Annotated in this window: 29 protein-coding genes; 14 read left to right on the top strand and 15 right to left on the bottom strand. The window is 40.8% G+C overall.

Translation table 11 applies throughout. The features are described from left to right. Positions 1-104: 104 nt before the first annotated feature. Positions 105-782 (top strand): riboflavin synthase, encoded by a 678-nt coding sequence (locus tag PSF16_RS10810; protein WP_006660083.1) that lies wholly within the window; start codon positions 105-107, stop codon positions 780-782. 81 nt (positions 783-863) lie between these two features. On the opposite strand, the gene PSF16_RS10815 is transcribed toward PSF16_RS10810, so the two are convergent. The 3 genes from PSF16_RS10815 to punC all read right to left on the bottom strand — a co-directional run bounded on the left by PSF16_RS10815 (position 864) and on the right by punC (position 3,295). Continuing rightward, entirely contained in the window at positions 864-1,136 is a 273-nt protein-coding gene (locus PSF16_RS10815) for a putative quinol monooxygenase (RefSeq protein WP_006660082.1), read from the bottom strand. A gap of 24 nt (positions 1,137-1,160) precedes the next feature. Beyond that, positions 1,161-1,916, bottom strand: coding sequence for a helix-turn-helix transcriptional regulator (locus tag PSF16_RS10820; RefSeq protein WP_006660081.1), 756 nt, complete (start codon positions 1,914-1,916; stop codon positions 1,161-1,163). Positions 1,917-2,071: 155 nt separating this feature from the next. After that, positions 2,072-3,295 (bottom strand): purine nucleoside transporter PunC, encoded by a 1,224-nt coding sequence (gene punC / locus PSF16_RS10825; protein ID WP_036974507.1) that lies wholly within the window; start codon positions 3,293-3,295, stop codon positions 2,072-2,074. Positions 3,296-3,417: 122 nt separating this feature from the next. On the opposite strand from punC, the gene punR reads away from it, so the two are divergent. Next, positions 3,418-4,323 carry a DNA-binding transcriptional activator PunR gene (gene punR, locus PSF16_RS10830; RefSeq protein WP_006661936.1) on the top strand — a complete coding sequence of 302 codons (906 nt, stop codon included), beginning with the start codon at positions 3,418-3,420 and terminating at the stop codon, positions 4,321-4,323. Between the two features lie 15 nt (positions 4,324-4,338). Here punR and purR read toward each other — a convergent pair whose 3' ends face one another. Then, the gene (purR, locus tag PSF16_RS10835) at positions 4,339-5,364 is read right to left on the bottom strand and encodes an HTH-type transcriptional repressor PurR (protein WP_006660078.1); all 1,026 of its coding nucleotides are present in this window, start codon (positions 5,362-5,364) and stop codon (positions 4,339-4,341) included. Between the two features lie 267 nt (positions 5,365-5,631). On the opposite strand from purR, the gene cydH reads away from it, so the two are divergent. Then, entirely contained in the window at positions 5,632-5,715 is an 84-nt protein-coding gene (cydH, locus tag PSF16_RS17455) for a cytochrome bd-I oxidase subunit CydH (RefSeq protein WP_112860191.1), read from the top strand. An 88-nt stretch (positions 5,716-5,803) separates the two neighbouring features. On the opposite strand, the gene sodB is transcribed toward cydH, so the two are convergent. Further along, the gene (sodB, locus tag PSF16_RS10840) at positions 5,804-6,382 is read right to left on the bottom strand and encodes a superoxide dismutase [Fe] (protein WP_006660077.1); all 579 of its coding nucleotides are present in this window, start codon (positions 6,380-6,382) and stop codon (positions 5,804-5,806) included. A 612-nt stretch (positions 6,383-6,994) separates the two neighbouring features. Between sodB and PSF16_RS10845 the strand changes: the two genes are divergently transcribed. After that, positions 6,995-7,342: a Grx4 family monothiol glutaredoxin gene (locus PSF16_RS10845; protein ID WP_006660076.1), complete on the top strand. Its 348-nt coding sequence runs from the start codon at positions 6,995-6,997 to the stop codon at positions 7,340-7,342. Between the two features lie 105 nt (positions 7,343-7,447). On the opposite strand, the gene rnt is transcribed toward PSF16_RS10845, so the two are convergent. Beyond that, positions 7,448-8,092: a ribonuclease T gene (gene rnt, locus PSF16_RS10850; RefSeq protein WP_006660075.1), complete on the bottom strand. Its 645-nt coding sequence runs from the start codon at positions 8,090-8,092 to the stop codon at positions 7,448-7,450. A gap of 126 nt (positions 8,093-8,218) precedes the next feature. Then, positions 8,219-8,626, bottom strand: coding sequence for a lactoylglutathione lyase (gloA, locus tag PSF16_RS10855; RefSeq protein WP_006661934.1), 408 nt, complete (start codon positions 8,624-8,626; stop codon positions 8,219-8,221). A 179-nt stretch (positions 8,627-8,805) separates the two neighbouring features. Here gloA and PSF16_RS10860 point away from each other — a divergent pair, with 179 nt between their 5' ends. Together PSF16_RS10860 and slyA are read left to right on the top strand one after the other, a co-directional pair. Further along, a complete protein-coding gene (locus tag PSF16_RS10860; protein WP_006661933.1) occupies positions 8,806-9,045 on the top strand; it encodes a DUF1289 domain-containing protein in 240 nt (79 codons plus the stop codon). Positions 9,046-9,563: 518 nt separating this feature from the next. After that, on the top strand, positions 9,564-9,998 hold the full coding sequence (gene slyA / locus PSF16_RS10865) for a transcriptional regulator SlyA (RefSeq protein ID WP_006661932.1): 435 nt from the start codon (positions 9,564-9,566) through the stop codon (positions 9,996-9,998). 455 nt (positions 9,999-10,453) lie between these two features. Here slyA and PSF16_RS10870 read toward each other — a convergent pair whose 3' ends face one another. Continuing rightward, entirely contained in the window at positions 10,454-10,921 is a 468-nt protein-coding gene (locus PSF16_RS10870) for a glycine zipper 2TM domain-containing protein (RefSeq protein ID WP_006661931.1), read from the bottom strand. Positions 10,922-11,445: 524 nt separating this feature from the next. Between PSF16_RS10870 and anmK the strand changes: the two genes are divergently transcribed. The 4 genes from anmK to pdxY all read left to right on the top strand — a co-directional run bounded on the left by anmK (position 11,446) and on the right by pdxY (position 15,653). Then, positions 11,446-12,570 carry an anhydro-N-acetylmuramic acid kinase gene (gene anmK / locus PSF16_RS10875; RefSeq protein WP_179896415.1) on the top strand — a complete coding sequence of 375 codons (1,125 nt, stop codon included), beginning with the start codon at positions 11,446-11,448 and terminating at the stop codon, positions 12,568-12,570. 20 nt (positions 12,571-12,590) lie between these two features. Next, positions 12,591-13,244 (top strand): pyridoxamine 5'-phosphate oxidase, encoded by a 654-nt coding sequence (gene pdxH / locus PSF16_RS10880; protein WP_272689247.1) that lies wholly within the window; start codon positions 12,591-12,593, stop codon positions 13,242-13,244. 160 nt (positions 13,245-13,404) lie between these two features. Continuing rightward, on the top strand, positions 13,405-14,679 hold the full coding sequence (gene tyrS, locus PSF16_RS10885; protein ID WP_006661929.1) for a tyrosine--tRNA ligase: 1,275 nt from the start codon (positions 13,405-13,407) through the stop codon (positions 14,677-14,679). Between the two features lie 110 nt (positions 14,680-14,789). Next, a complete protein-coding gene (gene pdxY, locus PSF16_RS10890) occupies positions 14,790-15,653 on the top strand; it encodes a pyridoxal kinase PdxY (protein ID WP_272689248.1) in 864 nt (287 codons plus the stop codon). Between the two features lie 66 nt (positions 15,654-15,719). Here pdxY and gstA read toward each other — a convergent pair whose 3' ends face one another. Next, positions 15,720-16,334, bottom strand: coding sequence for a glutathione transferase GstA (gene gstA, locus PSF16_RS10895; protein ID WP_006660066.1), 615 nt, complete (start codon positions 16,332-16,334; stop codon positions 15,720-15,722). Positions 16,335-16,626: 292 nt separating this feature from the next. On the opposite strand from gstA, the gene PSF16_RS10900 reads away from it, so the two are divergent. Continuing rightward, complete coding sequence (locus PSF16_RS10900; protein WP_036979318.1) at positions 16,627-17,493, top strand: DUF817 domain-containing protein; 867 nt, start codon at positions 16,627-16,629, stop codon at positions 17,491-17,493. 54 nt (positions 17,494-17,547) lie between these two features. Here the strand turns inward: PSF16_RS10900 and sapF are convergent, their stop codons facing one another. The 6 genes from sapF to pspF all read right to left on the bottom strand — a co-directional run bounded on the left by sapF (position 17,548) and on the right by pspF (position 24,227). After that, on the bottom strand, positions 17,548-18,354 hold the full coding sequence (gene sapF / locus PSF16_RS10905; RefSeq protein WP_006660064.1) for a putrescine export ABC transporter ATP-binding protein SapF: 807 nt from the start codon (positions 18,352-18,354) through the stop codon (positions 17,548-17,550). Then, positions 18,351-19,346, bottom strand: a complete 996-nt coding sequence (gene sapD, locus PSF16_RS10910) for a putrescine export ABC transporter ATP-binding protein SapD (protein ID WP_006660063.1) — start codon at positions 19,344-19,346, stop codon at positions 18,351-18,353. The genes sapF and sapD overlap by 4 nt, the downstream gene beginning before the upstream one ends. Then, positions 19,346-20,236 (bottom strand): putrescine export ABC transporter permease SapC, encoded by an 891-nt coding sequence (gene sapC, locus PSF16_RS10915; protein WP_006661927.1) that lies wholly within the window; start codon positions 20,234-20,236, stop codon positions 19,346-19,348. The genes sapD and sapC overlap by 1 nt, the downstream gene beginning before the upstream one ends. After that, complete coding sequence (sapB, locus tag PSF16_RS10920; RefSeq protein ID WP_006660061.1) at positions 20,223-21,188, bottom strand: putrescine export ABC transporter permease SapB; 966 nt, start codon at positions 21,186-21,188, stop codon at positions 20,223-20,225. Before sapB ends, sapC begins: the two co-directional genes overlap by 14 nt. Further along, entirely contained in the window at positions 21,185-22,870 is a 1,686-nt protein-coding gene (gene sapA / locus PSF16_RS10925) for an ABC transporter substrate-binding protein SapA (protein WP_272689249.1), read from the bottom strand. Before sapA ends, sapB begins: the two co-directional genes overlap by 4 nt. A gap of 349 nt (positions 22,871-23,219) precedes the next feature. Next, positions 23,220-24,227, bottom strand: coding sequence for a phage shock protein operon transcriptional activator (pspF, locus tag PSF16_RS10930; protein ID WP_036974500.1), 1,008 nt, complete (start codon positions 24,225-24,227; stop codon positions 23,220-23,222). A 285-nt stretch (positions 24,228-24,512) separates the two neighbouring features. Between pspF and pspA the strand changes: the two genes are divergently transcribed. The 3 genes from pspA to pspC all read left to right on the top strand — a co-directional run bounded on the left by pspA (position 24,513) and on the right by pspC (position 25,836). Continuing rightward, complete coding sequence (gene pspA, locus PSF16_RS10935) at positions 24,513-25,178, top strand: phage shock protein PspA (protein WP_006660058.1); 666 nt, start codon at positions 24,513-24,515, stop codon at positions 25,176-25,178. Between the two features lie 71 nt (positions 25,179-25,249). Beyond that, entirely contained in the window at positions 25,250-25,480 is a 231-nt protein-coding gene (pspB, locus tag PSF16_RS10940) for an envelope stress response membrane protein PspB (protein ID WP_006660057.1), read from the top strand. Next, the gene (pspC, locus tag PSF16_RS10945; RefSeq protein WP_006660056.1) at positions 25,480-25,836 is read left to right on the top strand and encodes an envelope stress response membrane protein PspC; all 357 of its coding nucleotides are present in this window, start codon (positions 25,480-25,482) and stop codon (positions 25,834-25,836) included. Before pspB ends, pspC begins: the two co-directional genes overlap by 1 nt. The last annotated feature ends 57 nt before the right edge of the window (positions 25,837-25,893 follow it).

Consider the following 25,893-nt stretch of genomic DNA (forward strand, 5'->3'; position numbering starts at 1 on the left):
AAATATTTTGTGATGACAGCATGAATATAACCACTCAAATAAGATAGATCTCTGAAAATTCTTAGGTAAACTGAGTTCATTAATTCACAGCACTGAGAGTCATTATGTTTACAGGCATTGTTCAAGGAACCGCTCCAATTATTGCAATCACGGAAAGAGCTAATTTCCGTACTCATGTCATGAAATTCACGCCAGAATTATTAGTGGGTTTAGAAACAGGCGCATCGGTAGCACACAATGGTTGCTGCTTAACCGTGACTAAAATTGAAGGTGAAAATGTTAGCTTTGATTTAATCAAAGAGACATTGCGCTTAACAAATTTGGGTGAATTAAAAGAAGGGGACGTGGTTAATATCGAGCGTGCGGCTAAATATGGTGATGAAATTGGTGGTCATGTCGTTTCGGGCCATATCGTGACCACGGCTGAAATTAGTAAAATTTTCACTTCGGAAGATAATCATCAAATTTGGCTATCTATCTATGATAAAGCACTGATGAAATATATTTTGCACAAAGGCTTTGTCGCGATTGATGGTATCAGTTTAACGGTTGGTGATGTGATCAATAATCGTTTTTGCGTACATTTAATTCCCGAAACGCTGGCAAGAACAACGCTTGGAAGCAAACGTCTGGGGGATAAGGTCAATATTGAGATTGATCCACAAACCCAAGCAATCGTTGATACCGTTGAGCGCGTTTTGCATCAAAAAGAACAAGAAAAATTATTGACACAAAAGCAAGCGGCAGAAGACTTAGCAGAAAGTGAGAAACCTTCCGCTTAGTTTCTCATTTGGTGAGGCTATAGCTCATCATTGAGCTATAGCTTATTTAATCGATGATGTTAAATTCACTCGAATTTTCTATTATTTTTCACTAAAGTTGACGGAAAAAATTGCATTATCACGCTCAATAGCTTCGACTAATTGTTTGAAATGTGAGCTTTTTTGATACATTTCTAATGCGTGTGCATTTTCCCACTCTTCAAAAACAATATAACCATTCTCTTTTGCCATCAGATCATACTGCAAACATCCTTTTTCCATCCGGCTGCGTTTGGCAATTTCACTAACGATTTTTTTCGTTAAATACCCATCCTTTTTTTCGGTAGTGATTTGGGCATATACAACAATACTCATACCGTTCTCCTTATATACTCGGAACTATCTTAATGGAGACTTTGTTTTTGTATTGTAAAAAAGCGAATAATTTGACTTTAAAAATGCCGATGGCGTCATAGTAAAGTAACGCTTAAAATCCCGATAAAAGTGGGATTGATCATAATAACCCGTTTCAAACCACCGGTAGGTATCTTGTTCTTTAACCATACTTTTCATGACGTGTTCTAAGCGGCAATTGATTTGATAACGTTTTGGTGTAATTCCAAATTCTTTTAAAAACTCCTTTTGAACTAAGCGTGCACTGTAGCCTATTTCATCGGCAATTTCGGTGATTTTTTTATTTGGATTACGATAAAGGGAATCAAGTACGTGATCGATAAAATGGGCTTTCTTAGTCTCCTTGGTAACATAGAAACATTCATTTAGCTCCTTAAACGAGGAGTTAGCTAATGATTTAAACCAGTTATTGCTCCAAACTTGGCTAAGAGGGGTTGGGGTGTCTGTATAATTTAATGTGCGTAGTGGAAGTAAAAAACGCAATGCGTCATGGCGAATACGTAAGACCATCACACTGGCATTATTAGGGATGGCAGTAAAGATATTGATTCTGGGAATGACTAATTGAAAGGGATTAACGGATGTATGCTCATGGGTCGACATGCTGATATTTTCCGTCGAAACCCAGATTTCAGCGCCGGTACCCGGAAATATTTTAATCGCATCAGTAAATTTCTTGATGATCAAAATGGAACTCACAAATTCTTTTAATTCATCAGGAGGATAATACTGTTTCAGCATGGTTCTTCAAAACGTCATAATTGAATGTGCTAATAATAGCGTGTTATAAGTAAAAATTAACTCTATAAATTACGTATTCATCAAAATAAAAAATCAGCCACGTGACTCATGATGGTAACGTGGCTGATTTCTAATACGGTGAAGTATAAGTTTAATTAATCATGCTGGTATTCAGTATGCTTAATTGCCTCATTTGATTTAGTGGCACAGCGCTGCATAAAGTAGCCAATAATCATTGGGATAACAGTAAATGCCATCACTCCCGTAGTGGAAAGTAATGGATCAAAAGTGAGTGTAGACACTAATAAACTGGCTAAGAAACACAACCCTAACTGTAAAGCATTTTGTAACGCAGCGGCTTTACCACTGGCTGAAGGGAATGTATTGAGTGCTTTTGCAACGGCAATAGGGTACGAAGCTCCGTTCATTGCAGCCATAAAGCAGAATGGAATCAAAATCATCGTCAATGTTGGCTGCATGTAGATTGCCATTATAAATAGAATAATCATGCTGATGGCATAACCTGCTAATAATAATGGGAATAAAGTTTCAGCACGAACTTTAGCTAACACAAAACGGCAGCCATAACCCCCAACGATGAAGGCTAACGTTTGAGGTATATAACTTAAACCGATGTCAGCAGGGTTAAAGCCCATATTACGTAAAATAAATGGGGAACCTGTTAACCAGGCAAAGAAACCCGCGCTACATGCTGCATAAATCATGACGTTGCCGCTGAAGACGGGGGATCTTAGCAGGGTAATAAAAGAAATTTTTGCTTGAGCTTTTTCTTCATCAACAGTGATTTTTGGGGCAACTTTCTTTAAACATAATGTGGGTAACAGCAATAAAACGCCAACCAACATCAGTACAATAAAAATAAATTCCCAGTTTCTGTGTTCAAGTACCCATGCGCCTAACAATGGTGCTAAGGCAGGAGAGAGTGCAACCAGCGGCATAATAGAGGCAAACACTTTTTGGGTATCGGCTTCGTTATAGCGGTCGATAACAAGTGCTTGCCATAAAACAGCAGCAGCACAGACGCCAACGGCTTGTAAGAATCGTAATATTAATAACTGAGTTGCGTCAGTAACCCAAATCATCCCTAAGCAACTCACAATAAATAAGGCAAGCCCGGCAATAAGGATAGGTTTACGACCTAATTTATCGGAAAGAGGGCCCCACAAAAGCTGAGCAAAAGCGAAGCCAGCTAAAAAGATACTTAATGATGCGCTGATCGCACCTTCAGTGGTGTTTAATGCGGTTTGCATTGAACCAAAGGCAGGCAGATACATATCGATGGCTAAAAACCCCAGCATGCTTAAGCCGGCAAGGTAAATCAAAAATCCAGAGGAGTTTTTTGTCGCAGTATTTGTCATAGTTTTTACTTAATCTATATTTGAAATAATGTTAACGGTTATCTTATTGTATAGGCTATTTTTTTACGTTGTGAAACGGTAATATTTGGACTCTGCTATCAAATTATTTGAAGGGAAAGAAAATGTGGTCAGCTCATGCACTTGAAGTCATAGACGCAGTGGCTCGAACGGGAAGTTTTAGTGGTGCCGCAGATGAGCTGCATCGAGTCCCTTCAGCGATCAGCTATACAGTGAAACAAATCGAGGAATGGTTGGCAGTACCACTATTTGAGCGGCGTCACCGCGATGTAGTGTTGACTGAAGCGGGCGTTATCTTTATTAAAGAGAGCCGAAGTGTTATCAAAAAAATGATTGATACCCGCCATCAGTGTCAGCAAGTCGCAAATGGGTGGCGTGGGCAGTTCAGTATTGCGGTTGATTGTATTGTGAAACCACAGCGTACTGAGCAGTTGATTTTAGACTTTTATCGCCATTTTCCTGATATTGAGCTCTATATACACCCTGAAGTTTTTAATGGTGTCTGGGATGCTTTAGCGGATGGCAGAGTGGATGTGGCAATTGGTGCAACTCGTGCCTCACCCATTGGTGAGCGTTATAGTTTTCGTGATATGGGGTTTATGTCATGGCGCTGTGTGGCAAGCCCTGAACACCCATTAGCAAAAATCCAAGGTAAACTGACGGATGACCAAATGCGAGAGTATCCGAGCTTGTGCCTTGAAGATACCTCCCGAAGTTTACCTAAGCGAGACACGTGGGCATTGGATAACCAGCGCCGCTTAGTTGTGCCTTATTGGGAAAGTGGTTTGGCATGTTTAGCGAATGGTCTCTGCGTTGGAATGGTGCCAGAACATCGAGCCGCACCCTTGTGTGCAGAAGGGAAATTAGTTGAATTGGAGCTAGCGCAGCCTTTCCCTGAAAGTCCATGTTGCTTAACATGGGTTGAAAACAATACATCTCCGGCGTTGAGTTGGCTTCTGGACTATCTTGGTGATAGTGAAACGCTCAACGCGGAGTGGTTTGCTAGCTAAATAATAACGACATGACTAACGGCGATAGTCGATAAATGGACCATCTGCCACGGAACGGCGTTCAACTAAACGTGGATGAACTTCAATCGTTTGTGCATCTTCACGTTTATTCACGATACGATCAAGCAACATCGCAAATGCCATTTGACCTAAACGCTCTTTTGGCTGGTGAATGGTGGTCAAAGCTGGGGTGAAGTAACGAGCGTTACGCACGTTATCATAACCAATAATGGAAATATCTTGAGGAACTCGCAGTCCCATCTCATCAGCAGCACAAATTGCCCCCATCGCCATAATATCACCACCACAAAAGACAGCTGTAGGGCGGTGCTTGTTACTGAGGATTTGCATCATCGCTTTATAACCGGATTCTGGCTCGAAATCTCCCTGAACAATCCACTCATCTTTCAGGGTGACTTTGGCTTCTTCCATGGCTTTTTTAAAACCAGTTAAACGTCCAATCCCCGTATTTCTTTCGAGAGACCCCGGGATCACGCCAATTTCCCGATGACCGCGATCAATAAGGTAACGACCGGCTAAATAACCACCGTGGAAAGAGTTATCAATAATACTATCAGTAAAGTCGCCACGAGAAGTTCCCCAATCCATTACCACCATTGGAATATTGCGGTAATCTTCCAACATGCCAATTAGGGTATCGGGGTATTCTGAGCACATGACAAGTAGACCATCGACTCGTTTTTGCGCCAGCATTTGCAGGTAGGCTTTTTGCTTACCTAAGTTATTGTGAGAATTACATAAAATTAAAGTGTAGCCTTTCTCATAGCAACTATTTTCAACAGATTCGATGACTTCTGCAAAATAGGGCGCCTCACTTGATGTCGCCAGTAGACCAATTGATTTGGTGTGATTGACTTTTAAACTACGAGCAACCGCACTTGGAGAATAATTGAGCTCTTTGATGGCGGCCCAAACGGCCGTTTTTGTATCATCAGCGACAAAACGCGTCTTGTTGATAACATGGGAGACGGTTGTGGTGGAGACGCCTGCACGCTTCGCCACATCTTTAATTGTTGCCATGAGAAGAAAAAACTCCTAACCAAAACTTGGTCTCTAAAATAATTCTAGTTAAATAATTACCTGCATATTGATGCATAGTCTCTTTGCTGGCAATAATTTAGCGATTTGTTATCGATTTTGTCTGATCTAGCGCAAAAACGAAAGAAATAATTGATGTTATAACATGTGATATAGACACTGGTTTTACGTTTTTGTGCATGTATACTGAAATAACCTTTTTATTTTATGGTTATTTGATAATTCAATTTCTCGATATGAGAGGGTCTCATGGATACAGATTTAAAATATGGATTACTAGCGGCATTTGGCTCTTTAGCTGTAATTATTTTGTTTGTTGTGCACATTTTCTGATTTCATTTCCATCCTTACTATTTAGGATGAGAAATAATTAAGGGCGAGTATTGTACTCGCCCTTAGTCATTTTAGATCTGAACTAAAATTAAGCCAGATTTTCTTCAACAAATTTCCAGTTAACCAGCGCCCAGAAATTTTCTAAGTATTTTGGACGCGCGTTACGGTAATCGATGTAGTAAGCGTGTTCCCAGATATCAACAGTCAGAACGGGCTTGTCGTCACCAGAGATTGGTGTTGCTGCGTTAGAGGTGTTGACGATAGCGAGGCTACCATCTGCTTTTTTCACTAACCAAGTCCAACCTGCACCGAAGTTTTTAACTGCGGCATCAGTGAATTGCTCTTTGAACTGAGCGAATGAACCGAATGCTTTGTTGATAGCTTCAGCAACTTTACCTGTTGGTTCGCCACCTGCATTTGGTGCTAAGCAGTGCCAGTAGAAAGTGTGGTTCCAAACTTGAGCCGCGTTATTGAATACGCCAGCGTCAGAAGTTTTGATGATTTCTTCTAAAGACAGACCTTCAAATTTGGTGCCTTTGATCAGGTTGTTCAGGTTAACAACATATGTGTTGTGGTGCTTACCATAGTGATATTCTAAGGTTTCAGCAGAGATATGCGGTTCTAAAGCATCTTTAGCATAAGGTAGAGCTGGTAATTCAAAAGACATTGCGTACTCCTTGATTGCTTTTATTCAGTGTTTAGGGTGTTTGCTCGTAAAATGAGCGAAATTAAACGTGTATCTATTTGTTAATCTACTTCTATTATAGTGACGGGAAACGATTATCAGCTACCACGTCATCGAATCAGTTATTTATTTATCATAACAGAATATAGGCTACCGTAAGAAAAAACCTGCTACATGATGCTATTTATGTCTTAATTGTTAGTAAGTTGCATAATATCACTCTCACCCTGATCGTGATTATCATGGATAAGCGGAGAAATGCATCAAGTGTTATTAATTTGCTAATATATTAACAAATAACTCCTATGATTACACGGCAAAAACGCCAACAGCAAATTTTTTATAGCAAAAAGAAAACGTTGCTATTTGTTCTTCACCTTTTGAGTACCGCAAATAGGAGTGCTATAGTATTCACCTTATAAAACTGGCATATTGTATGAAACAATCACGGAACAATTTGCGATGTTTTGACAATGCCGGCATTACACCGGTCAATCTGTTCTGTCTAATGAGTTATCTTGGAAATGGTTCTGAGGAATGATTTAAAGTGACTCACCTGACTACAAAATCAGCACCCACGTTTTAGGATATAAAATGACAACAATCGAAAAAATTGAGCGCCAAGTTAAAGAAAACCCAATTTTATTATATATGAAAGGCTCTCCAAAACTGCCTAGCTGCGGATTTTCTGCTCAAGCTGTTCAAGCACTGTCTTCTTGCGGTGAACGCTTTGCTTACGTCGACATTCTACAAAATCCAGATATCCGCGCAGAGCTGCCAAAATATGCTAACTGGCCAACATTCCCGCAATTATGGGTTGATGGCGAGTTAGTTGGTGGTTGTGACATTATCGTTGAAATGTTCCAGCGTGGCGAGTTACAAACATTGATTAAAGAAACTGCGGACAAATACCGTCCAGCAGATGAAACCATTACTGAGTAATCAAATGGTTATGTGGGCCTTTGAGCTTACAACATATTGATAGAAAACCGTATTAGCATAAAAACTAATACGGTTTTTTTGTATTTATGGCGGGAATAAAGGGCGTTATTGAGGTTCGCTAGGAAGCGGCCATCCGCCGAGTTTTTTCCATTTATTCACTAACTCGCAGAATAACAGTGCGGTACGATTAGTATCATACAAGGCGCCATGAGCTTGTTTTCCATCAAATGGAATACCCGCTGTGACACATGCTTTTGCGAGGATAGTTTGCCCAAAAACTAAACCACTCAGTGCTGCCGTATCGAATGTTGCAAAAGGATGGAAAGGGTTACGCTTTAACCCAGAGCGTTCAGCTGCATTCATGACAAAACTGTGGTCAAAATTAGCATTGTGCGCCACCATAATTGCTCGATTACAATCTGTGTTTTTCATGCCTTTTCGGATTGTTTTAAAAATGGCATGCAATGCGTCATATTCACTCACTGCCCCACGTAATGGGTTGGTTGGATCGATACCTGTAAATTCAAGAGCCGAGGGTTCCAAATTCGCCCCCTCAAAAGGTTCTACATGAAAATGCAGCGTTTCATCAATGGCGAGCCAGCCATCTTTATCCATCTTAAGTGTAATGGCGGCTATCTCAAGCAGGCCATCAGTTTTAGGGTTGAACCCACCAGTTTCAACATCAATAACAACAGGGTAGTAACCCCGAAATCGGTTAACCAGTGAGTTAGGATTATTTTTTTCAGACATTAGGCTTTCAATTTACAGTTTCTGGTTGGCTTCATTATGCCAAAGGGAATTCATTTTTGCAGGTAGATACTGAAGAAATTTCGGGGGATGATATCCTCCCCCGAAATTTAAAATTCATGAAGAGGATTAATTACCTAATCCTTTACTTGCACTTTTATTCTCAATGAGCTCGATTTTATATCCATCAGGATCTTCAACAAATGCGATAACGGTGGTGCCGCCTTTGACAGGACCTGCTTCACGAGTCACATTTCCACCTGCATGACGGATGTCTTCACATGTTTTAGCAACATCATCAACTCCGAGTGCAATGTGACCATATGCATTGCCTAAATCATATTCTGTTACGCCCCAATTATAAGTTAGTTCGATAACAGCACCTTCGCTTTCATCACTGTAGCCTACGAATGCTAAGGAATATTTATATTCTTCATTTTCGCTCGTACGCAGTAGGCGCATGCCTAATACTTTAGTATAAAAATCAATGGAGCGTTGCATGTCGGTGACACGGAGCATGGTATGTAGTAAGCGCATAATAAAAGTCTCCCAATAAATTCGTACGCAGTGATGCTTAAAGTCGAATCAATTTATTAATATAACGCGTGGATATGGCTAAATACAGCGATTGTGGTTTATTTTTTAGCCATATCATGGTTATACTCAATTCGAGGGAGTATATCATAATTTTATGTTTATATTACGGGTGGTTAACGATGGCTGAACAACTTGAGTTTTTTGACATTCCAAGCCCTTGTCGTGGGATATGTCAAACCAATGAGCAAGGGTATTGCCGAGGTTGCTATCGTACTCGAGATGAACGTTTCGGGTGGTTGCAATTAACCAATGCTCAGAAACGTCATGTGATTCGTTTATGCCGTCAACGACTATTAAGAGCAAATAGTAAGAAAGTGGCCCAAGAAGAAAATAATGATCCACAGCAGTCATTGTTTTAGTGGATTAATTATTTCACTACTAATTAGTAGGTTGTAAATCATTAAAGTACGAATTGATAAATTAACATTAATTTCATTGGTTATCTTTCAATAAAATTTTATTTATTCAAAATGATGATGGTATTTATGCAAATCCACTGTAAATGACATAATTTTAAGAATAACTATATTCTTTTGTTTTTAAAGGATTTATTTGCTATTGCATTTTTTATTGTTAGCTGTAATTACTATAAGGGTTAAAATAGATAGATTCGAAAGAAGAGTAAGGCTATTCTTATTAATAAGATAATTGATAGGTTATCTTATTAAGTGATTGGATTGTTTTTACATGAAAGTACATGGAAGAAAATAAAGGATATATCACGCAATAAATTATTGATACTCACTATATATAGGTATTTATTAGGTATTGAGTCAATAAAAGGTTGTCAATATAAAAGGGAATTAATATATAATTTAAAAAATAATATGTATTAGGTATATTTTTTAGACATTATAATTATATACAGGAGGGTAAATTGGAATCACAAATTGGAACTGAATTATCTCGCGTAGTACGTATGTGGCGAGCATTAATTGACTACCGTCTAAAGCCACTGAAGTTAACGCAAACACATTGGGTAACATTACATAACATTAGTCAGTTACCTCCAGAACAATCACAGATTCAGCTGGCAAAAGCCATTGGGATTGAGCAACCGTCATTGGTTCGGACGCTAGATCAATTGGAAGAGAAAAAGCTAATTTCTCGCCATACTTGTGCTAACGATCGACGAGCCAAAAGAATCAAATTAACTGAGGAATCAGAGCCTTTTATCAAAACTGTGGATCAAGTGATTAATAATACGCGTACAGAAATTCTGAGTAATATTAGCCATGATGAGCTAGGGCAGTTATCTCTATTGTTGTTAAAGTTGGAAAAAAATATCCTACGATTACAGAATGATTCATAGCTTAATAATTATTTATTCATGAATGAAATGTAATCGAAAATATATTGAACTAATAAATATAGCCACTATTCACGTAATATGTATTTTGATTTTATCTAATGCATGATTTTTTACGTGAGGCGGCTTTATATTTTGCCACTTTTAGATATAAAGTTTTGGACGCTGTAGATAAGGCTGAACAGTAAAGGATAGTGTGAAAATATCATATTTTCCTTTCATTAAAATAATATCAATTTAAATTATTTCATCTATGAAGTATGGGGATGTAAAGACGAATCAAAATAAATTTAAAATGAAGCATACAAAAAAATTCAGTAAAATAATTTAGCATTGTTAATAACACTAAATTTTATTAACAGCCATGAGATTAAAATTAAATCACTAAAACTTGTTAACAGAAAATGCGTTCACCGAATCATGGGAGGTGAACGCATTTTATTTTAATTTGAATCAACTTAACGAGGTGAAACTGTGACTGTGCTTCCGCTGTTTGCAATCATGACACGTTGACCAACACGGAAAGCAGTTGGATCTTGTTTTTGAACAACAACAATATTTTTACCGCTGTCTAAACGAATTTCCAGTTGAACACCTTGGCTTTTATTTAAAGCGCCTTGAGCCTGTTGACCTGCTAAACCGCCGGCAATTGCACCAGCAGCGGTTGCCAGCGTTTTGCCTGTACCACCACCAACAGTATTACCTAATAGACCACCAATTACAGCACCACCAATAGCACCAATAACGTTACCATCTTCACCCGCTTGGATAGTAACAGGGCGCGCATTCAGGACTGTACCATAAGTAACGGTTTGCACTTGTTTAGCATCTTGAGCTGAAATAGTATCACCAGAAAGCGTACTCGTATTGACACAGCCAGATAATGCAACAACCGCAGCAACACCTACAAAAACTTTCTTAAGCATAATAACTCCTATGAGACTTGCTGTTTGTGGCAGTAACGTAGCATTGAATATTTGTTCTTACCATAAGCGCAATAACATCAAAAATTTATTTTAGATAACAGAGCCTAGATTACTAATCTTGAATTAAATAATGCATCAACACTAGGTAAAATGTCTCAAATTCTACCTAAAATCCCAATTTAGGGCACCCTTTGCTAAAGAGTGATCTGTTTTTATCTATTTCAGAGCATCTCATTATAGCAATCAATAAAGAGTGCACTTTTACCTGTAATGGTGACCACTCACTTTAAGGTGTAGCAGATAATTACAGAATGAACCATTATAAATCAAATTAAATAAGCAATAGATAAAAAAAACATCTATTGCTGCTATTTTGCTCACTATTTTGAATCTTCTCTTCATTTATTTATTATTCCTGCGAAGCGGTACGAGAAATTGAATCGATCAGTTGACAAATACTTCCCTCGAAGCACAATCTTTCGTAGTTTATCTCATCAAGTGAATAGGCACGTTAAAGGGAATAAATGATGATTAAGTCAGGTCGCTATATCGGTGTTATGTCAGGAACTAGCCTAGATGGTGTTGATGTCGTTTTAGCTGCAATAAATGATAAATTTGTTGCGGAACAAGCGAGCTTGAGTGCCTCATTTCCTATCGAATTGAAAAAGCGGATTCTAAATATTTGCCAAGGGCAGGAAACAACACTTTCTGAGCTAGGGAAAATTGACAGAGAACTCGGCACAATATATGCCAATGCCATTAATCAGCTTCTTCAGCAAACGGGCTTATCTCCTGAAGATATTATTGCTATTGGCTGTCATGGGCAGACGGTTTGGCATGAACCTGATAGCGAAACCCCCTTTACTATGCAAATTGGTGATAACAATCGAGTCGCAGCCTTAACGGGAATCACTACAATTGGTGATTTTCGTCGTAGAGATATGGCTTACGGTGGTCAAGGTGCGCCATTAGTTCCTGCATTCCATTTGGCGGTATTAGGGCATCCCACGGAAAAACGAATTGTGCTCAATATTGGTGGAATAGCGAATGTTACCGCATTACTCCCAAATGCTTATGTAAAAGGTTATGACACAGGGCCTGGCAATATGCTAATGGATACTTGGGTCTGGCGTAATAAGCAACAAGCCTATGATAAAGATGGAGAATGGGCAAAGACGGGTACGGTGAATCAAGCTCTATTGAACATGATGCTTAATGATGGCTATTTTAAACGTTCAGCACCCAAAAGTACTGGGCGTGAATATTTTAATATGCAATGGCTGGAGCAGCATCTAGCGCATTTTCAATTGTTATCACCTGAGGATGTTCAAGCTACATTGTGTGAATTAACCGCTGTATCTATTGTGGATCAAGTTAAATTATGCGGCGGCTGTGAACGTTTGATAGTGTGTGGTGGTGGCGCCCAGAACAAATTCTTAATGTTGCGGTTAGCGACATTATTACCGGGTATTGAAGTGGCACCCAGCGATAAATATGGACTGAGTGGCGATGATATGGAAGCACTCGCGTTTGCATGGCTTGCGGCCCGCACAATTTCAGGTTTATCCGGTAGCCTTGCTTCAGTCACTGGTGCCAGCAGAGATAGCGTATTAGGTGCGATATATCCTGCTAATATAGATAAAAAATAACCGCTATAAAGGACAGTAAAATGAACGAGCTTGAAGAGATCGATCTTGCCGCGGTACGACGTGAATATACAAAAGGTGGCTTGAGACGCAAAGATTTAACTCCTGATCCGATTCCGCTTTTTGAGCGTTGGTTAAAGCAAGCTTGCGAAGCACGGTTAACCGATCCTACCGCAATGTGTGTAGCAACCGTCGATGAAACCGGACAGCCTTATCAGCGAATCGTGTTATTAAAGCATTTTGATAAAGATGGGTTAGTTTTTTATACCAACTTAGGTAGTCGTAAAGCGCAGCATTTAGAGCATAACAATAAAATCAGCCTGCATTTCCCATGGTATCAATTGGATCGTCAGGTTCATTTTACGGGAGTTGCTGAGCGATTGAGCCCGATTGAAGTACTGAAATATTTCCATAGCCGTCCAAAAGATAGCCAAATTGCGGCTTGGGCATCGGCGCAATCTTCGAGAATTTCAGCGCGAGGGATCCTAGAAGGGGAATTTTTAGAACTTAAACAGAAATTCCAAAATGGCGAGGTTCCATTACCCAGTTTTTGGGGGGGATATCGTGTTGTTTTCAATAGTGTCGAATTTTGGCAAGGTGGTGCTCACCGCCTGCATGACCGCTTTCTATACCAAAGAGAAGGGGATGGTTGGGTAATTGACCGATTAGCCCCGTAATAAATGGTTTTTTAGCTGGCGCTTAATTGATATGCGCTTTATGCTATAGCCTCGTTTAAGAAAATTGACAAATCATATTGGCAAGCCTTTGAGCGTTGTCTCACTTTGTCCATTTTTAATATTAAAATAGATAGACAAAATTCAACCGATGGAGTCATTGATGTCTAGCAATAACCTGATTAAACAATTGCAAGAGCGGGGCCTCGTTGCCCAGGTAACGGATGAGGATGCGTTAGCAGAGAGACTGGCGCAGGGCCCTATCTCTCTCTATTGTGGCTTCGACCCTACCGCTGACAGCTTGCACTTGGGACATCTGGTTCCTTTGCTGTGTTTAAAACGATTCCAACTAGCCGGGCACAAGCCTGTGGCGTTGGTTGGTGGCGCAACGGGTCTAATTGGCGATCCGAGCTTTAAAGCTACTGAACGTAAATTAAACACCACAGAAACCGTTCAAGAGTGGGTAGAAAAAATCCGTAACCAAGTTTCACCATTCCTTAGTTTTGATTGCGGTGAAAACAGCGCACGTCTAGCTAACAACTATGATTGGTTTGGCAAAATGGACGTACTGACGTTCTTACGTGATATTGGTAAACACTTCTCTGTTAACCAAATGATTAATCGTGAGTCCGTTAAACAGCGTTTAAACCGCGATGATGTCGGCATCTCTTTCACTGAGTTTGCGTATAACCTGTTACAGGGTTATGACTTTGCGAATATGAATAAAGAGATGGGTGTTGAACTGCAAATTGGTGGTTCAGACCAATGGGGAAATATCACTTCCGGTATCGACTTAACACGTCGTTTACACCAAAACCAAGTATTTGGTTTAACCGTTCCTCTGATCACCAAAACTGACGGTACTAAATTCGGTAAAACTGAAGGTGGTGCAGTTTGGTTAGATCCAAAGAAAACTAGCCAATATAAATTCTACCAATTCTGGATCAATACAGCAGATGCTGACGTTTATCGCTTCCTGAAATTCTTTACTTTCATGGAATTAAGCGAAATAGATGCATTGGAAGAAGAAGACAAAAATAGTGGCAAAGCACCTCGAGCACAGTATGTATTAGCAGAGGAAGTGACTAAATTAGTTCACGGCGAAGCGGGTCTTGCAGCAGCAAAACGTATTACTGAAAGCCTATTCTCTGGTGCGGTATCTGATTTAACTGAGGCTGACTTCGAGCAATTGGCGCAAGATGGTATTCCATGCATCGCCCTTGAAGACGGCGCAGATCTTCAGCAAGCATTAGTTGATTCAGAGCTGGCTCCTTCCCGTGGTCAAGCTAGAACCGCAATCAGCTCAAATGCAGTATCTATCAATGGTCAAAAACAAACTGAACCAATGTATGTATTTACTGATGCTGACCGTTTATTTGGCCGTTATACCCTTATCCGCCGCGGTAAGAAGAACGACTGCTTAATTAACTGGAAATAGCTCTGACGAACCTTTGTAATATTGAGCCCGGAAATCTCCGGGCTATTCATATTGGCAATGGCTACTCACTGATTTCTCTTCATTCGACATAACAATTCTCTGGGTTTCCAATGAAAAGCGTATTATCAATTCAATCCCATGTTGTTTTCGGCCATGCAGGAAACAGTGCTGCTGCATTCCCTATGTGCCGTATGGGCGTAGATGTGTGGCCACTTAACACAGTGCAATTCTCCAACCATACACAATATGCTCAATGGACAGGTTCTGTATTTCCCGCTCAACACTTGACGGATATTGTCGAGGGATTAGCAAAGATTCATAAGCTTGAAATCTGTGATGCCGTGTTAAGTGGATATATTGGCTCCGCTGAACAAGGTAGTGACATTCTGGCAATTGTGAAAAAGGTTAAAGCTGCAAATCCTCAAGCACTCTATTTTTGTGATCCTGTTATGGGACACCCAGAAAAAGGGTGTATCGTTGCCCCCGGAGTGGCTGAGTTTCTTTGCCAGCAAGCATTAGCGGCGAGTGATGTTATTGCACCTAACTTATTAGAGTTAGAAACGTTAGCGAATGAAAAAATCACTACGGTTGAGCAAGCGGTGAACGCGGCGCGTAAGTTATGCCATCAAGGTCCTAAAACAGTATTAGTTAAGCATTTGAGCCGAGCGGGTTATCGTGCAGATCGCTTTGAAATGATTTTAGTCACTGCAGAACATAGTTGGCATGTTAGCCGTCCATTAGTGGATTTTGGTGAAAAGCAACCTGTTGGGGTTGGTGATTTAACTAGCGGTCTAATGTTGGTCAATATCTTGAAAGGCGAGCCATTAAATAAAGGTTTAGAGCATGTTGCCGCGGCGGTTTATGAAGTAATGTTGAAAACTAAAGAAATGGGTGAATACGAGCTTCAATTAGTTGCAGCTCAAGATTTGATGGTTAATCCTCAACATAAGTTCTGTGCAACTCAGTTAGATTAATTGAGATTGTAAATAAAAACAGCGCCCATTGGCGCTGTTTTTGTATAAATGGTTATTTGTGGGTGATTACTTTTTCAGTAATCCTTCTGCTTCTAATGCTTCTTGAACTTTTGGTCGTTTAGCAATTTTTTCGCAATATTCATTCAGATGGCTTAATCCACTAATATCAACACCGACCAAACGGGTCCAATTAGTGACAGTAAATAAATATGCGTCAGCGACACAGAAATCGCTTTTGGCAACAAAGTAAGGTTGGTTTTTCAGAACATCGTTCACATACTGGAATTTCTTCAGTAAATTTGCGCGGACAACATCTTTATATTCTTCTGGGGTACCAGGGGAAAATAATGGTCCGAAGTTCTTATGGAGTTCGGTAGAAATGAAGTTTAACGCTTCTAACTGATGATAACGTTTCATTGAACCCGGCAGTGCAATTAAATTTCTGTTTGGGTTTTGATCCGCAATATATTGAACAATGACTGCGCCTTCTGTTAATTGTTCATCATCATCTAAAACGAGAGTAGGGACTTGACCTTTAGGGTTAATTGCTAAGAAGTTCTCACCCGTTTCTGTGATTTTTTCTTTTAAGTTAACACGAACAATACTGAAATCTAATCCTGCTTCACGCAGAATGATGTGAGGGGAGAGTGAGCAGGCACCGGGAGCGTAATACAATTTCATTATAAAACTCCTAAGTCATAGAATAATCATCTTTATTGTTCCACCAAGTATACACTAGATTCAAAAAGAGGATTGCTAAAGGATGTGGAATTAGTCTCAATATTTAAAATCGGTAAAAATAGGTGATTCTTACGATAAGTGAGCAGCGAGGAGCTGGCCATCTAGCCAATTGATAATCATCTGAAATTAAGATTGTTACAGGGTGGGTATCTGAGAGTAGTTTGTTATACTCTCGCGCATTGTATTGAGGTTATCCCTCAACCCCTCCGACTACATTTTATGAGCGGCTAAAATGGCATCCGTTTCTCACATATTGAACCATCTTACCAAGCTTGACTCTCTTTTGATGGCGCACAAACCTAATAATAGTAAAGGATTCAAACGCTTTATTCTTGAGTTTTGGTTTTTTGGTTTGATTAATGCGCGCTCTTGCTTGTTTGCAGGTTTTTTCTTTTTAGCACTATTCCTAGTACCAGCAAAAGGGATCTTGGGTGTTCCTCGCTATGATGTTTTATTGATTTTTGCTGTGTCATTTCAAGCGTTATTGGTGTGGGCGAAATTAGAAACGTGGGATGAATTAAAAGCTATCTGCGTGTTCCATTTAGTTGGGTTTATGATGGAATTATTTAAAACCTCTGCGACGATTGGTTCATGGCAGTATCCTGATGATGCCTATACTAAATTATGGGGTGTCCCGTTATTTACGGGGTTTATGTATGCAGCGGTAGGCAGTTATATCATTCAATCTTGGCGTTTTTTTAACGTTAGGATTGAACATTATCCGCCTTACTGGATGGCAACTTTAGTGGCCTTGGCAATCTACATTAACTTTTTCAGCCACCATTATATTGATGATTATCGCTGGTATTTGACTGCCTTTATTTTTGGCTTATATGCTCGCAGCATGGTGTTTTACACCCCATTGGATAAAGAGCGAAAAATGCCACTGTTACTTGCATTTATGCTAATTGGCTTCTTTATTTGGCTGGCGGAGAATTTTGGGACGTTCTTCGGTGTTTGGCAATATCCAAACCAGATTGGAGCATGGTCGATGGTGCATGCAGGAAAATGGGGGGCATGGTCGTTGTTGGTGATCGTCACTTTTACTATTGTGGTGCATCTCAAACATATCAAAAGCTGTGTTTCAATCGCTCGCTAGAGACCCGATTTTCGTGAAATGCGAGCAAGTGAATCTCGCTCGCATTTTCTGTGATTACAAATCTTGCCGCCATGCATCAATGGATAATGGCTCACCAAAGTGGCTTTCAATGAGGCGACGAGTCACATCATGGAGTGGCGCTGCGAGAACTTCTGCAGTATTACCTCGCTCAACCACTTCGCCTTTATCCATCACCAGCATTTTGTCGCTAATGTGTTTCATCATACCTAAATGCTGAGTCACGTAGATATAAGCAATATCTTGCTTAGCTTGCAAATCGAGCATCAAGTTAATGATCTGCGAGCGCATCGACATATCAAGGGAAGCCAGTGCCTCATCAGCAACAATAATTTCTGGCTGTAAAATCAATGCGCGGGCGAGGGCGATTCGCTGTTTTTGACCAGATGCTAGCATATGTGGGTAATATTCAGCATGATCAGCGAGCAGGCCGACTTGGCGTAGCGTTTGGATAATCCGTCGTTCCCGTTCAATTCCCGTTAAATCGGTATTCAATTTTAACGGCAATTCCAGTGTTTGCCCAATACGCTGTCGCGGATTTAAGGAGGTGCTTGGATCCTGAAATATCATGCGAATACGCTGACTGCGATAGCTATAATCACCAAAACTGAGTCGATGACCACGAATAAGAATTTCACCACCAGACGGTTCCGTTACGCCTGAAAGCATACGGGCAAGGGTTGATTTACCTGAGCCGTTTGCCCCTATGATGGCCAAAGTTTGTCCCGCCTGTAGGTTAAAACTCAGTGGCTTAACGGCTTGCAATTCATGGCGGCGAAAGAGTCCTTCACGAAAACGGAAAGTTTTGGTTAGGTTACGCACTTCAAGTAACGTTTCCATCATGGTTGCTCCTCCGTATTCAGAGGATAGTGGCAGGCAACCAGATGTCCCTTAATACTGCGTAGTGGTGGCGCATCAATGCAAGTACGTTGAGCATAAGGACAACGAGGACCTAGGCGACAGCCAATCGGTAAATGTTCTAATGATGGAATTGCGCCTGGTAAAGTATTCAATCGACCTTTATGGGGAATTGGGCTTTCAAAATCAGGAATAGAACGGATCAATGCCTGTGTATAAGGATGACGAGGACGCTGTAAAATATCTTCAGGTGTTGCACTTTCCACGGTCTGACCGCAATACAGCACATTAATGCGGTCCACCAGTTTAGACATCATTTCCATATCATGGCTGATGAGCAAAATTCCCATATTATTGTTTTGATTTAATTTATCCAATAAACGGAAAATTTGTGCTTGTGTGGTGGATTCCATCGCGTTAGTTGGTTCATCTGCAATTAATAAGCGCGGTTGGTTGGCGATAGCAATGGCGATCATCACTTTTTGGCATTCGCCATCAGTTAGCTCATAAGGGTAGCTATGCATAATATCTTTGTGATCTTTGATACCCACTCGGTGTAGTAATTCGATTGCGCGGCGTTTACGCCAATTAAAGCGCTGCCACCAACGTCCTTTATATGTCCAGCCGGGAATGGATTGAATCAACTGCTTTCCTATATCAGCCGCGGGATCAAGACACGATTGCGGCTCTTGGAAAATCATGGATATGTTATGCCCGATCAGTTGACGCCGCTTGCGCGGGCTAAGCTTAAGTAAGTCGATATCTTGAAAGCGAAAACGGTCAGCAGTGACACGGATATTATCTTTGGTGATCCCACAAATGGCTTTCGCGATGAGGCTCTTACCAGAACCCGATTCGCCAACTAAGCCACGAACTTCACCTTCAGAGAGGGTCATAGATACCCGATCAACGGCTTTAACGGGACCATTGGCGGTCATAAACTCAATCGTTAAATTACGAATATCAAGTAATGGCATTATTCTACCCCCGAATTAATCGCACGGTGTAGTCCATCACCTAGTAGGTTTACAAACAAGACACTCGACATTATCGCCACACCGGGCAAAATCACGGTCCACGGTGCAACATAAATGAGCTCTAACGTATCCCCAAGCATAGCGCCCCACTCGGAAGATGGAAGTTGAGCGCCTAGGTCTAAAAAGCCTAGAGCAGCAATATCCAAAATGGCAATTGAAAGCGCACGCGTCAGCTCAGTGACTAAAATCGGCGTGATATTCGGTAATACGGTATACCACAAAATAAAGATGTTTGAAGCGCCATCTAAGCGTGCTGCCACAATGTACTCTTTATCAAGTTCATCATGAACAGCAACATAAATTGTGCGCACCATACGTGGAATCAAAGCAAGGCAAATCGCCAGCATGGCATTGGTCAAACTGGCACCCATAAATGCGACCACGATAATGGCGAGCAACAAAGAAGGAATGGATAGCAAGGTGTCGAGAATGTGGTTAAACACTGCGGATTTAAGACCACGAGTCATCCCAGCTAAACAGCCTAAAACTAAGCCAACAATTGTTGCAATTATGGTGACTAACAAAGCAGAACCGAAGGTTGATTTTGTCCCAATGAGTAAGCGGCTTAAAATATCGCGACCTAAATCATCAGTTCCAAAGAAAAAGGCAACTTCACCATAATGAGACCATGATGGTGGCGTAATTTGGTATCCCAAAAATTGTTGATCAATGGCATAAGGCGCTAAATAGGGGCCGACAAAACAGAGGATGATTAAAAAAAGCACCCCAAAAAAGCCGATCATTGCTAGGACGTCGGAGGAAAAAATATTCCACACCACCCGTGTTGGGGATGGCATTTTTTGTTCACGATAAAAATTATCTGAGGACATACCAATCCTTATGCTTTAATGGGTCCATCATCGCACCTAAAATATCGGATAATACGTTCACGGTGATCACCAATGCGCCAATCAACATGACGCCTGCGGAAATTGCGGAATAATCCCCTTGGCGTATTGCGGTAACCAACCAACGTCCTAATCCAGGCCAGTTAAACACTAATTCTGTCACCATCGTTAATGTTAGCATCGTGGAGAATTGCAGACCCAATTTGGGAATGATAGGTGGGATAGCATTATGAAAAATATGGCGGCGGATAATTTTAAATCGGGAAAGCCCTCTCGTGGCGGCAGCTTTGACATAGTTACTGCTGGCTATCTCATCGGTACTAATACGAACTAATCGAATCACTTCAGTGGTTGGCGCCAGTGCGAGTGTGACTACAGGCAGGATCATGTGTTCTAATACATTGATAATCATATCTTTACGATATGGCGAGCCCGAAATCCATGCATCGATTAACGCAAATCCAGTGACTGGCTTTAGGTTATAAAGCAGGTCAATTCTCCCCGAAACAGGTAACCAGCCTAAATGGAGAGAGAAAAATAGAGTTAAGACCAAAGCTAAAACGAAAACCGGTACGGAGAACCCAAGTAAGGCAAAGGTGCTGATTGCGATATCAACGGGTTTATTACGCCAAAATGAGGCGATCATTCCAAGTGGGATGCCCACAAACAACGCGAATAAAAAAGCGAGAATGCACAGTTCCATCGTGGCTGGGAATGTGTCTTGAAGTTGGTCCGTAATGGGTTCACCATTAATGCTGGAAACCCCAAAATCGAAATGCAATAAACCATCGAAATAGAAAATATAGGCATCAATGAGTGATGCACCACTGAGTGGCGCATTGGGTGTGAAATAACTTAAGCTAAAGCTGACCAGTGATAGAAAAAATACAGTCACCAGCAAAAGTAGCAGTCGCCTCAAAGAATAGATGATCATGGCTGCTGCTCCGCCTTATTAGGCACTACTTTTTTCGGTTCTTGCATTTCACGATAAACCCCAGCAAATGAAGTGTTCCCAAAAGCGCTAATCACTAATCCTTTCATATCAAAACGATAAGCTTGTAAACGCAGTGAATAAGCTAGAGGTAAAATGGGTAATTCTTCAGCGAGAATCTTCTGTGCTTGATGATAGTAATCAATGCGATCAGCCAGCTCTTGGGTCAGAAGGGCTTTATGTAAAACCTCATCAAATTGTGTATCGCACCAATGGCTTAAGTTAGTTTGTGAACCAATTGCGGCACAACTTAGCAGAGGGCGAAAGAAGCTATCAGGGTCATTACTGTCGGTTGTCCAACCCGCCAATGTCATATCATGAGAACGATCCATTAACTGATTTTCTTGGAAGCGACCTTCAACCGAGCGGATACTCATGACAACGCCTACTTGTGCAAGATCAGCCTGAATTAACTCTGCCATTTTTAAAGGGCTTGGGTTATAGGATTGTGATGCAACAGGAACCCATAGCTCAAGTTTCAAATTTTCTAATCCCATTTCTTGTAGCATCTGCTTCGACAGCTCTGGATTGTAATCAGTTATTTTTGTTTGATTATCAAACGCCCAAGAAGCGCGTGGCAAAATGGATGAAGCCGTCTCTGCGGTGCCATAGTAAATGGATTGCATGAGTCGCTCATTATTAATTGCATAGGATATGGCTTGGCGAACTTTGAGTTGGTCGAGTGGAGGCTTGCTGGTATTAAAGGCTAAATAGGCGATATTCATGCCTGAGCGCATGGAAATACGCAGGCGAGGATCATCACGTAGGACTTTTAATTGACTGGCAGCAGGGTAAGCAAGAACATCACATTCCCCTGTGAGCAGTTTTGATATGCGCCCAGTACCACCGGCTCCCATATCAACGACCACTTCCTCCATACGAGGTTCCCCCTTCCAATAATCTTTATTACGCAATAAGCGGACAAACTGCCCAGATTGGTAATCATCAAAATAGAATGGACCTGTCCCTACGGGGCGCCAATCAATCATTTCTTGGTGATTGCTCGCAGAGAGTGCATCTGCATATTCCGCAGATAAAATCGGTGCATAGTGAGTCGCTAAATGCCACAAAAAGGAAGCATCGGGGGATTTTAAGCGAAACTCAACAGCATAATTATTTAATTTTTTTATGCTTTCGACACTACTCGCAAATTGCAAACTGTCAAAATAAGGATAACGTCCACCATTAATAAAATGGTACGGATTACTCGTTTCGAACATGCGTGAAAAGCTAAAAACCACATCATCAGCATTCATATTGCGTGTTGGTGTAAACCAAGGGGTAGTTTGAAATTTGACGTCTTTTCTGAGGTATAGCCGGTAGGTGGCACCGTTATCCAACACTTCCCAACGTGAGGCTAGCTCGGGAATTAATCGATAAGTAAATGGGTCAACATCGAGCAAGCGGTCATACAGTTGTGCACCAAGGGGATCAATAATTAACCCACTACTGGCAAGTTGTGGGTTAAATGTAGTGACAATGCCATTGACGCAGTAAATGAAGCCATTTTGGCGAATATCTGCTGGGACATCATTGGCAATGGTGTCTTTGTAGCTTATGTCTGTTTGCTCAGCCAATGCTGACAGAGAAACAGTAAATAAAAACCAAAGAGTTAAAAGGCGCATAGATCTAATGTAGTTGACCTGAATTGCCTTATTGTAGCGTAAAAATAGGGTTACTGGGTATAAGCAAAATTTGTGGTGATATTTTGTTCATGATATCAATTGAAACGAAAGTTAATGTATGTAAATGAGAATCAACTTAGTCGTAACTAATTATAAAATAAAGAGTTATTTTGCATCTAATCTTAATGAGAAATAATCGCATTAAAAAGCTTTACAAATGATACTAATAACCATTATCATTAAATTCGTCTCCTAAGTGCTTAGCTTTTGCAGACAAGGCATGACATTGCTCACATTGCTTCCAGTGTTTTATTTGTATAGCCAGCTCGGGTGCTGGCTTTTTTTTTGCTCAATCGCCGCCTTCTAAGCTAATTTGATGTTTTTTTATCAATCCTCGAAATTGATCATAGCTGAGTGACAAGTACTGAGCGGCTTTACGCTGATTAAAATGCGCGTGACGTAGTGCTGCTTTAACATGATTTTTTTCCGATTCCAATTGCCATTGGCGTAAATCAAAAGGGAAGGAGAGGTGCGCTTCTTGGGGGGCTGATGAGGACGGGGTGGCATCATGTAGTTCGGCAAGTTTTTCCCCAAACGGATCTAAAATAATCGTATCGACAGGTTGGTCACTTTCTCCATGACGATATACCGATCGTTCCACCACATTTTTAAGCTCACGAATATTACCCGGCCAAGCATATTGCATGAGAGTCTGTTGTGCTTTTTCAGAAAAACCCGTGAAATAAGGACGTTTTAACTCCCTTATCATGCCAATCGCAAAGTGCTCAGCGAGCAAAAGAATATCTGGAATGCGCTCTCGTAAAGGTGGCATACGCAGGACTTCAAAGGCGAGCCTATCGAGTAAATCTGCGCGAAATCGCCCTTGACGTGCCAGCTCCGGAAGATTGGCATTGGTTGCGCACACTAAGCGAACATCCACTTTTAAAGATTGGCTTCCTCCGACACGTTCTAGCTCGCCATATTCAATCACTCGTAAGAGCTTTTCTTGGACAGACATAGGAGCCGTTGCGAGCTCATCAAGGAACAGTGTCCCTTTGTCCGCACGTTCGAAGCGACCTTGATGGCGCTTTTGTGCGCCGGTAAATGAACCTGCTTCGTGCCCGAATAATTCAGAATCCAGTAAGTTCTCATTGAGTCCACTGCAATTTAAGGAGATAAAAGGCTCTTGCCAGCGTGGGGATAAATAATGAAGACGATCGGCGATGAGCTCTTTACCCGTTCCTCGTTCACCAATGACGAGCACAGGCTTATTGAGTTTTGCAAGTTCGGAGGCTCGTTCGAGAACATCGAGGAAATTGCTGGAAACCCCAATGATAGTATTGTTAGTTTCTTTCATGGTTTTTTTTACCAAGTGTTGGTTAATTTCACCTGCCTTTAACTATAGTGTAAATGGTCACCAATAGAAAATAAAATTTTATTTTTGTTTATTTTCAATATGTTATTTGATAATTGAAAAGTTGGCACGCTGCTTGCTATTTTAGAGTTGTAAAAGATTTAAATTGAAATAATCATCGGTTTAATAATTTCAATTTTATATTCATGGAGCATCACGTATTGGTTGGACGCCAACATCGGGTTGAGGCTCTACAGAAAGATAACATCCATCAAGAGGATATAAATTATGGGTATTTTTTCACGTTTTGCCGACATCATTAATGCCAACATTGCTTCACTGCTTGATAAAGCTGAAGATCCGCAGAAAATGATCCGCCTGATGATTCAGGAAATGGAAGATATGTTAGTGGAAATTCGCTCCACATCAGCACGTACGCTAGCGGAGAAAAAAAGCTTAGAGCGTCGTGTGGAAATGGGTGAAAAGCAAATTGCTGAATGGCAAGAAAAAGCGGAATTAGCACTCATTAAAGATAAAGAAGATTTAGCGCGTGCGGCATTGATTGAAAAGCAAAAAGTCAGCGCCATGGTCGATACCTTAAAACATGAGCTGATTATTGTTGATGAAACACTGACTCGCTTAAAAGGTGAAATCACTGAATTAGAAAATAAATTGCAAGAAACTCGTGCAAAACAGCAGTCAATGACAGTGCGTTTAGAAGCTGCGCAATCAAGCCGCAACGTTCGTCGCCAGTTAGATAGTGGTAAACTGGATGAAGCGATGGCGCGTTTTGAGCAGTTTGAGCGCCGTATTGACCATATGGAAGGCGAAGCGCAAAGCTACGGTATTGGTAAACAACGCTCTTTAGAACAGCAATTTGCTGAGTTAAAAGCGGATGATGAAATTAGTGCACAATTAGCCGCGCTTAAAGCTAAAATTAACAAAGACGAATAATATTAAACACGCAAGGCGCAGTATTTCTGCGCCAGTGCGCTAGGCTAAATAACCATAAATAAGGAAATGTGATGGGCTACGTTTTATTGTCTCTCGTATTAATCATTTTTGTCATTTTTGTTCTGCCAATTTGGTTGTGGCTCCATTATGGTAAGAAAAATAACGGGCAGGGAAGTCAGCTTACTGAGAATGAAGTGCAACGTTTAATGCAATTGGCTGAACAGTCATCTCGTATGCAGCAACGTATTAAAACGCTTGAAGATATTTTAGATGCCGAGCATCCAAATTGGAGGCAAAAATAATGACTAATCTACGCAACCGTAAGTTATATCGCTTAACGGATAAACGGGTTTTTGGTGGTGTTTGTTCCGGTCTCGCTGACTATTTAGAGTTACCGGTTGCTTTGGTCAGAGCATTAGCAGTACTCGCCCTGTTTATGAGCTTTGGATTGACCTTAATTGTGTATGTGGTGATGTGCTTTTTTGTTGAAGCTGCGCCAAGTGGTTATCGCAGTGAACGAGACATTGGTCTTGAAGTGACGACACTATTAAACCAAATTGATGCACAGCTACAAGCTGGAGAAATGAAGTTGCGTCAAATGGAACGCTATGTGACCTCGGATACTTATACCGTGAACAGTAAATTTCGTCACCTATAACAGATTTGCACCATCACATAAATGGGAATAGAGTTTAATAACTGTATTCCCATTATA

Origin of the sequence: Providencia sp. PROV033, assembly GCF_028484855.1 — a bacterium.
GTDB classification, from domain to species: Bacteria; Pseudomonadota; Gammaproteobacteria; order Enterobacterales; family Enterobacteriaceae; genus Providencia; species Providencia alcalifaciens.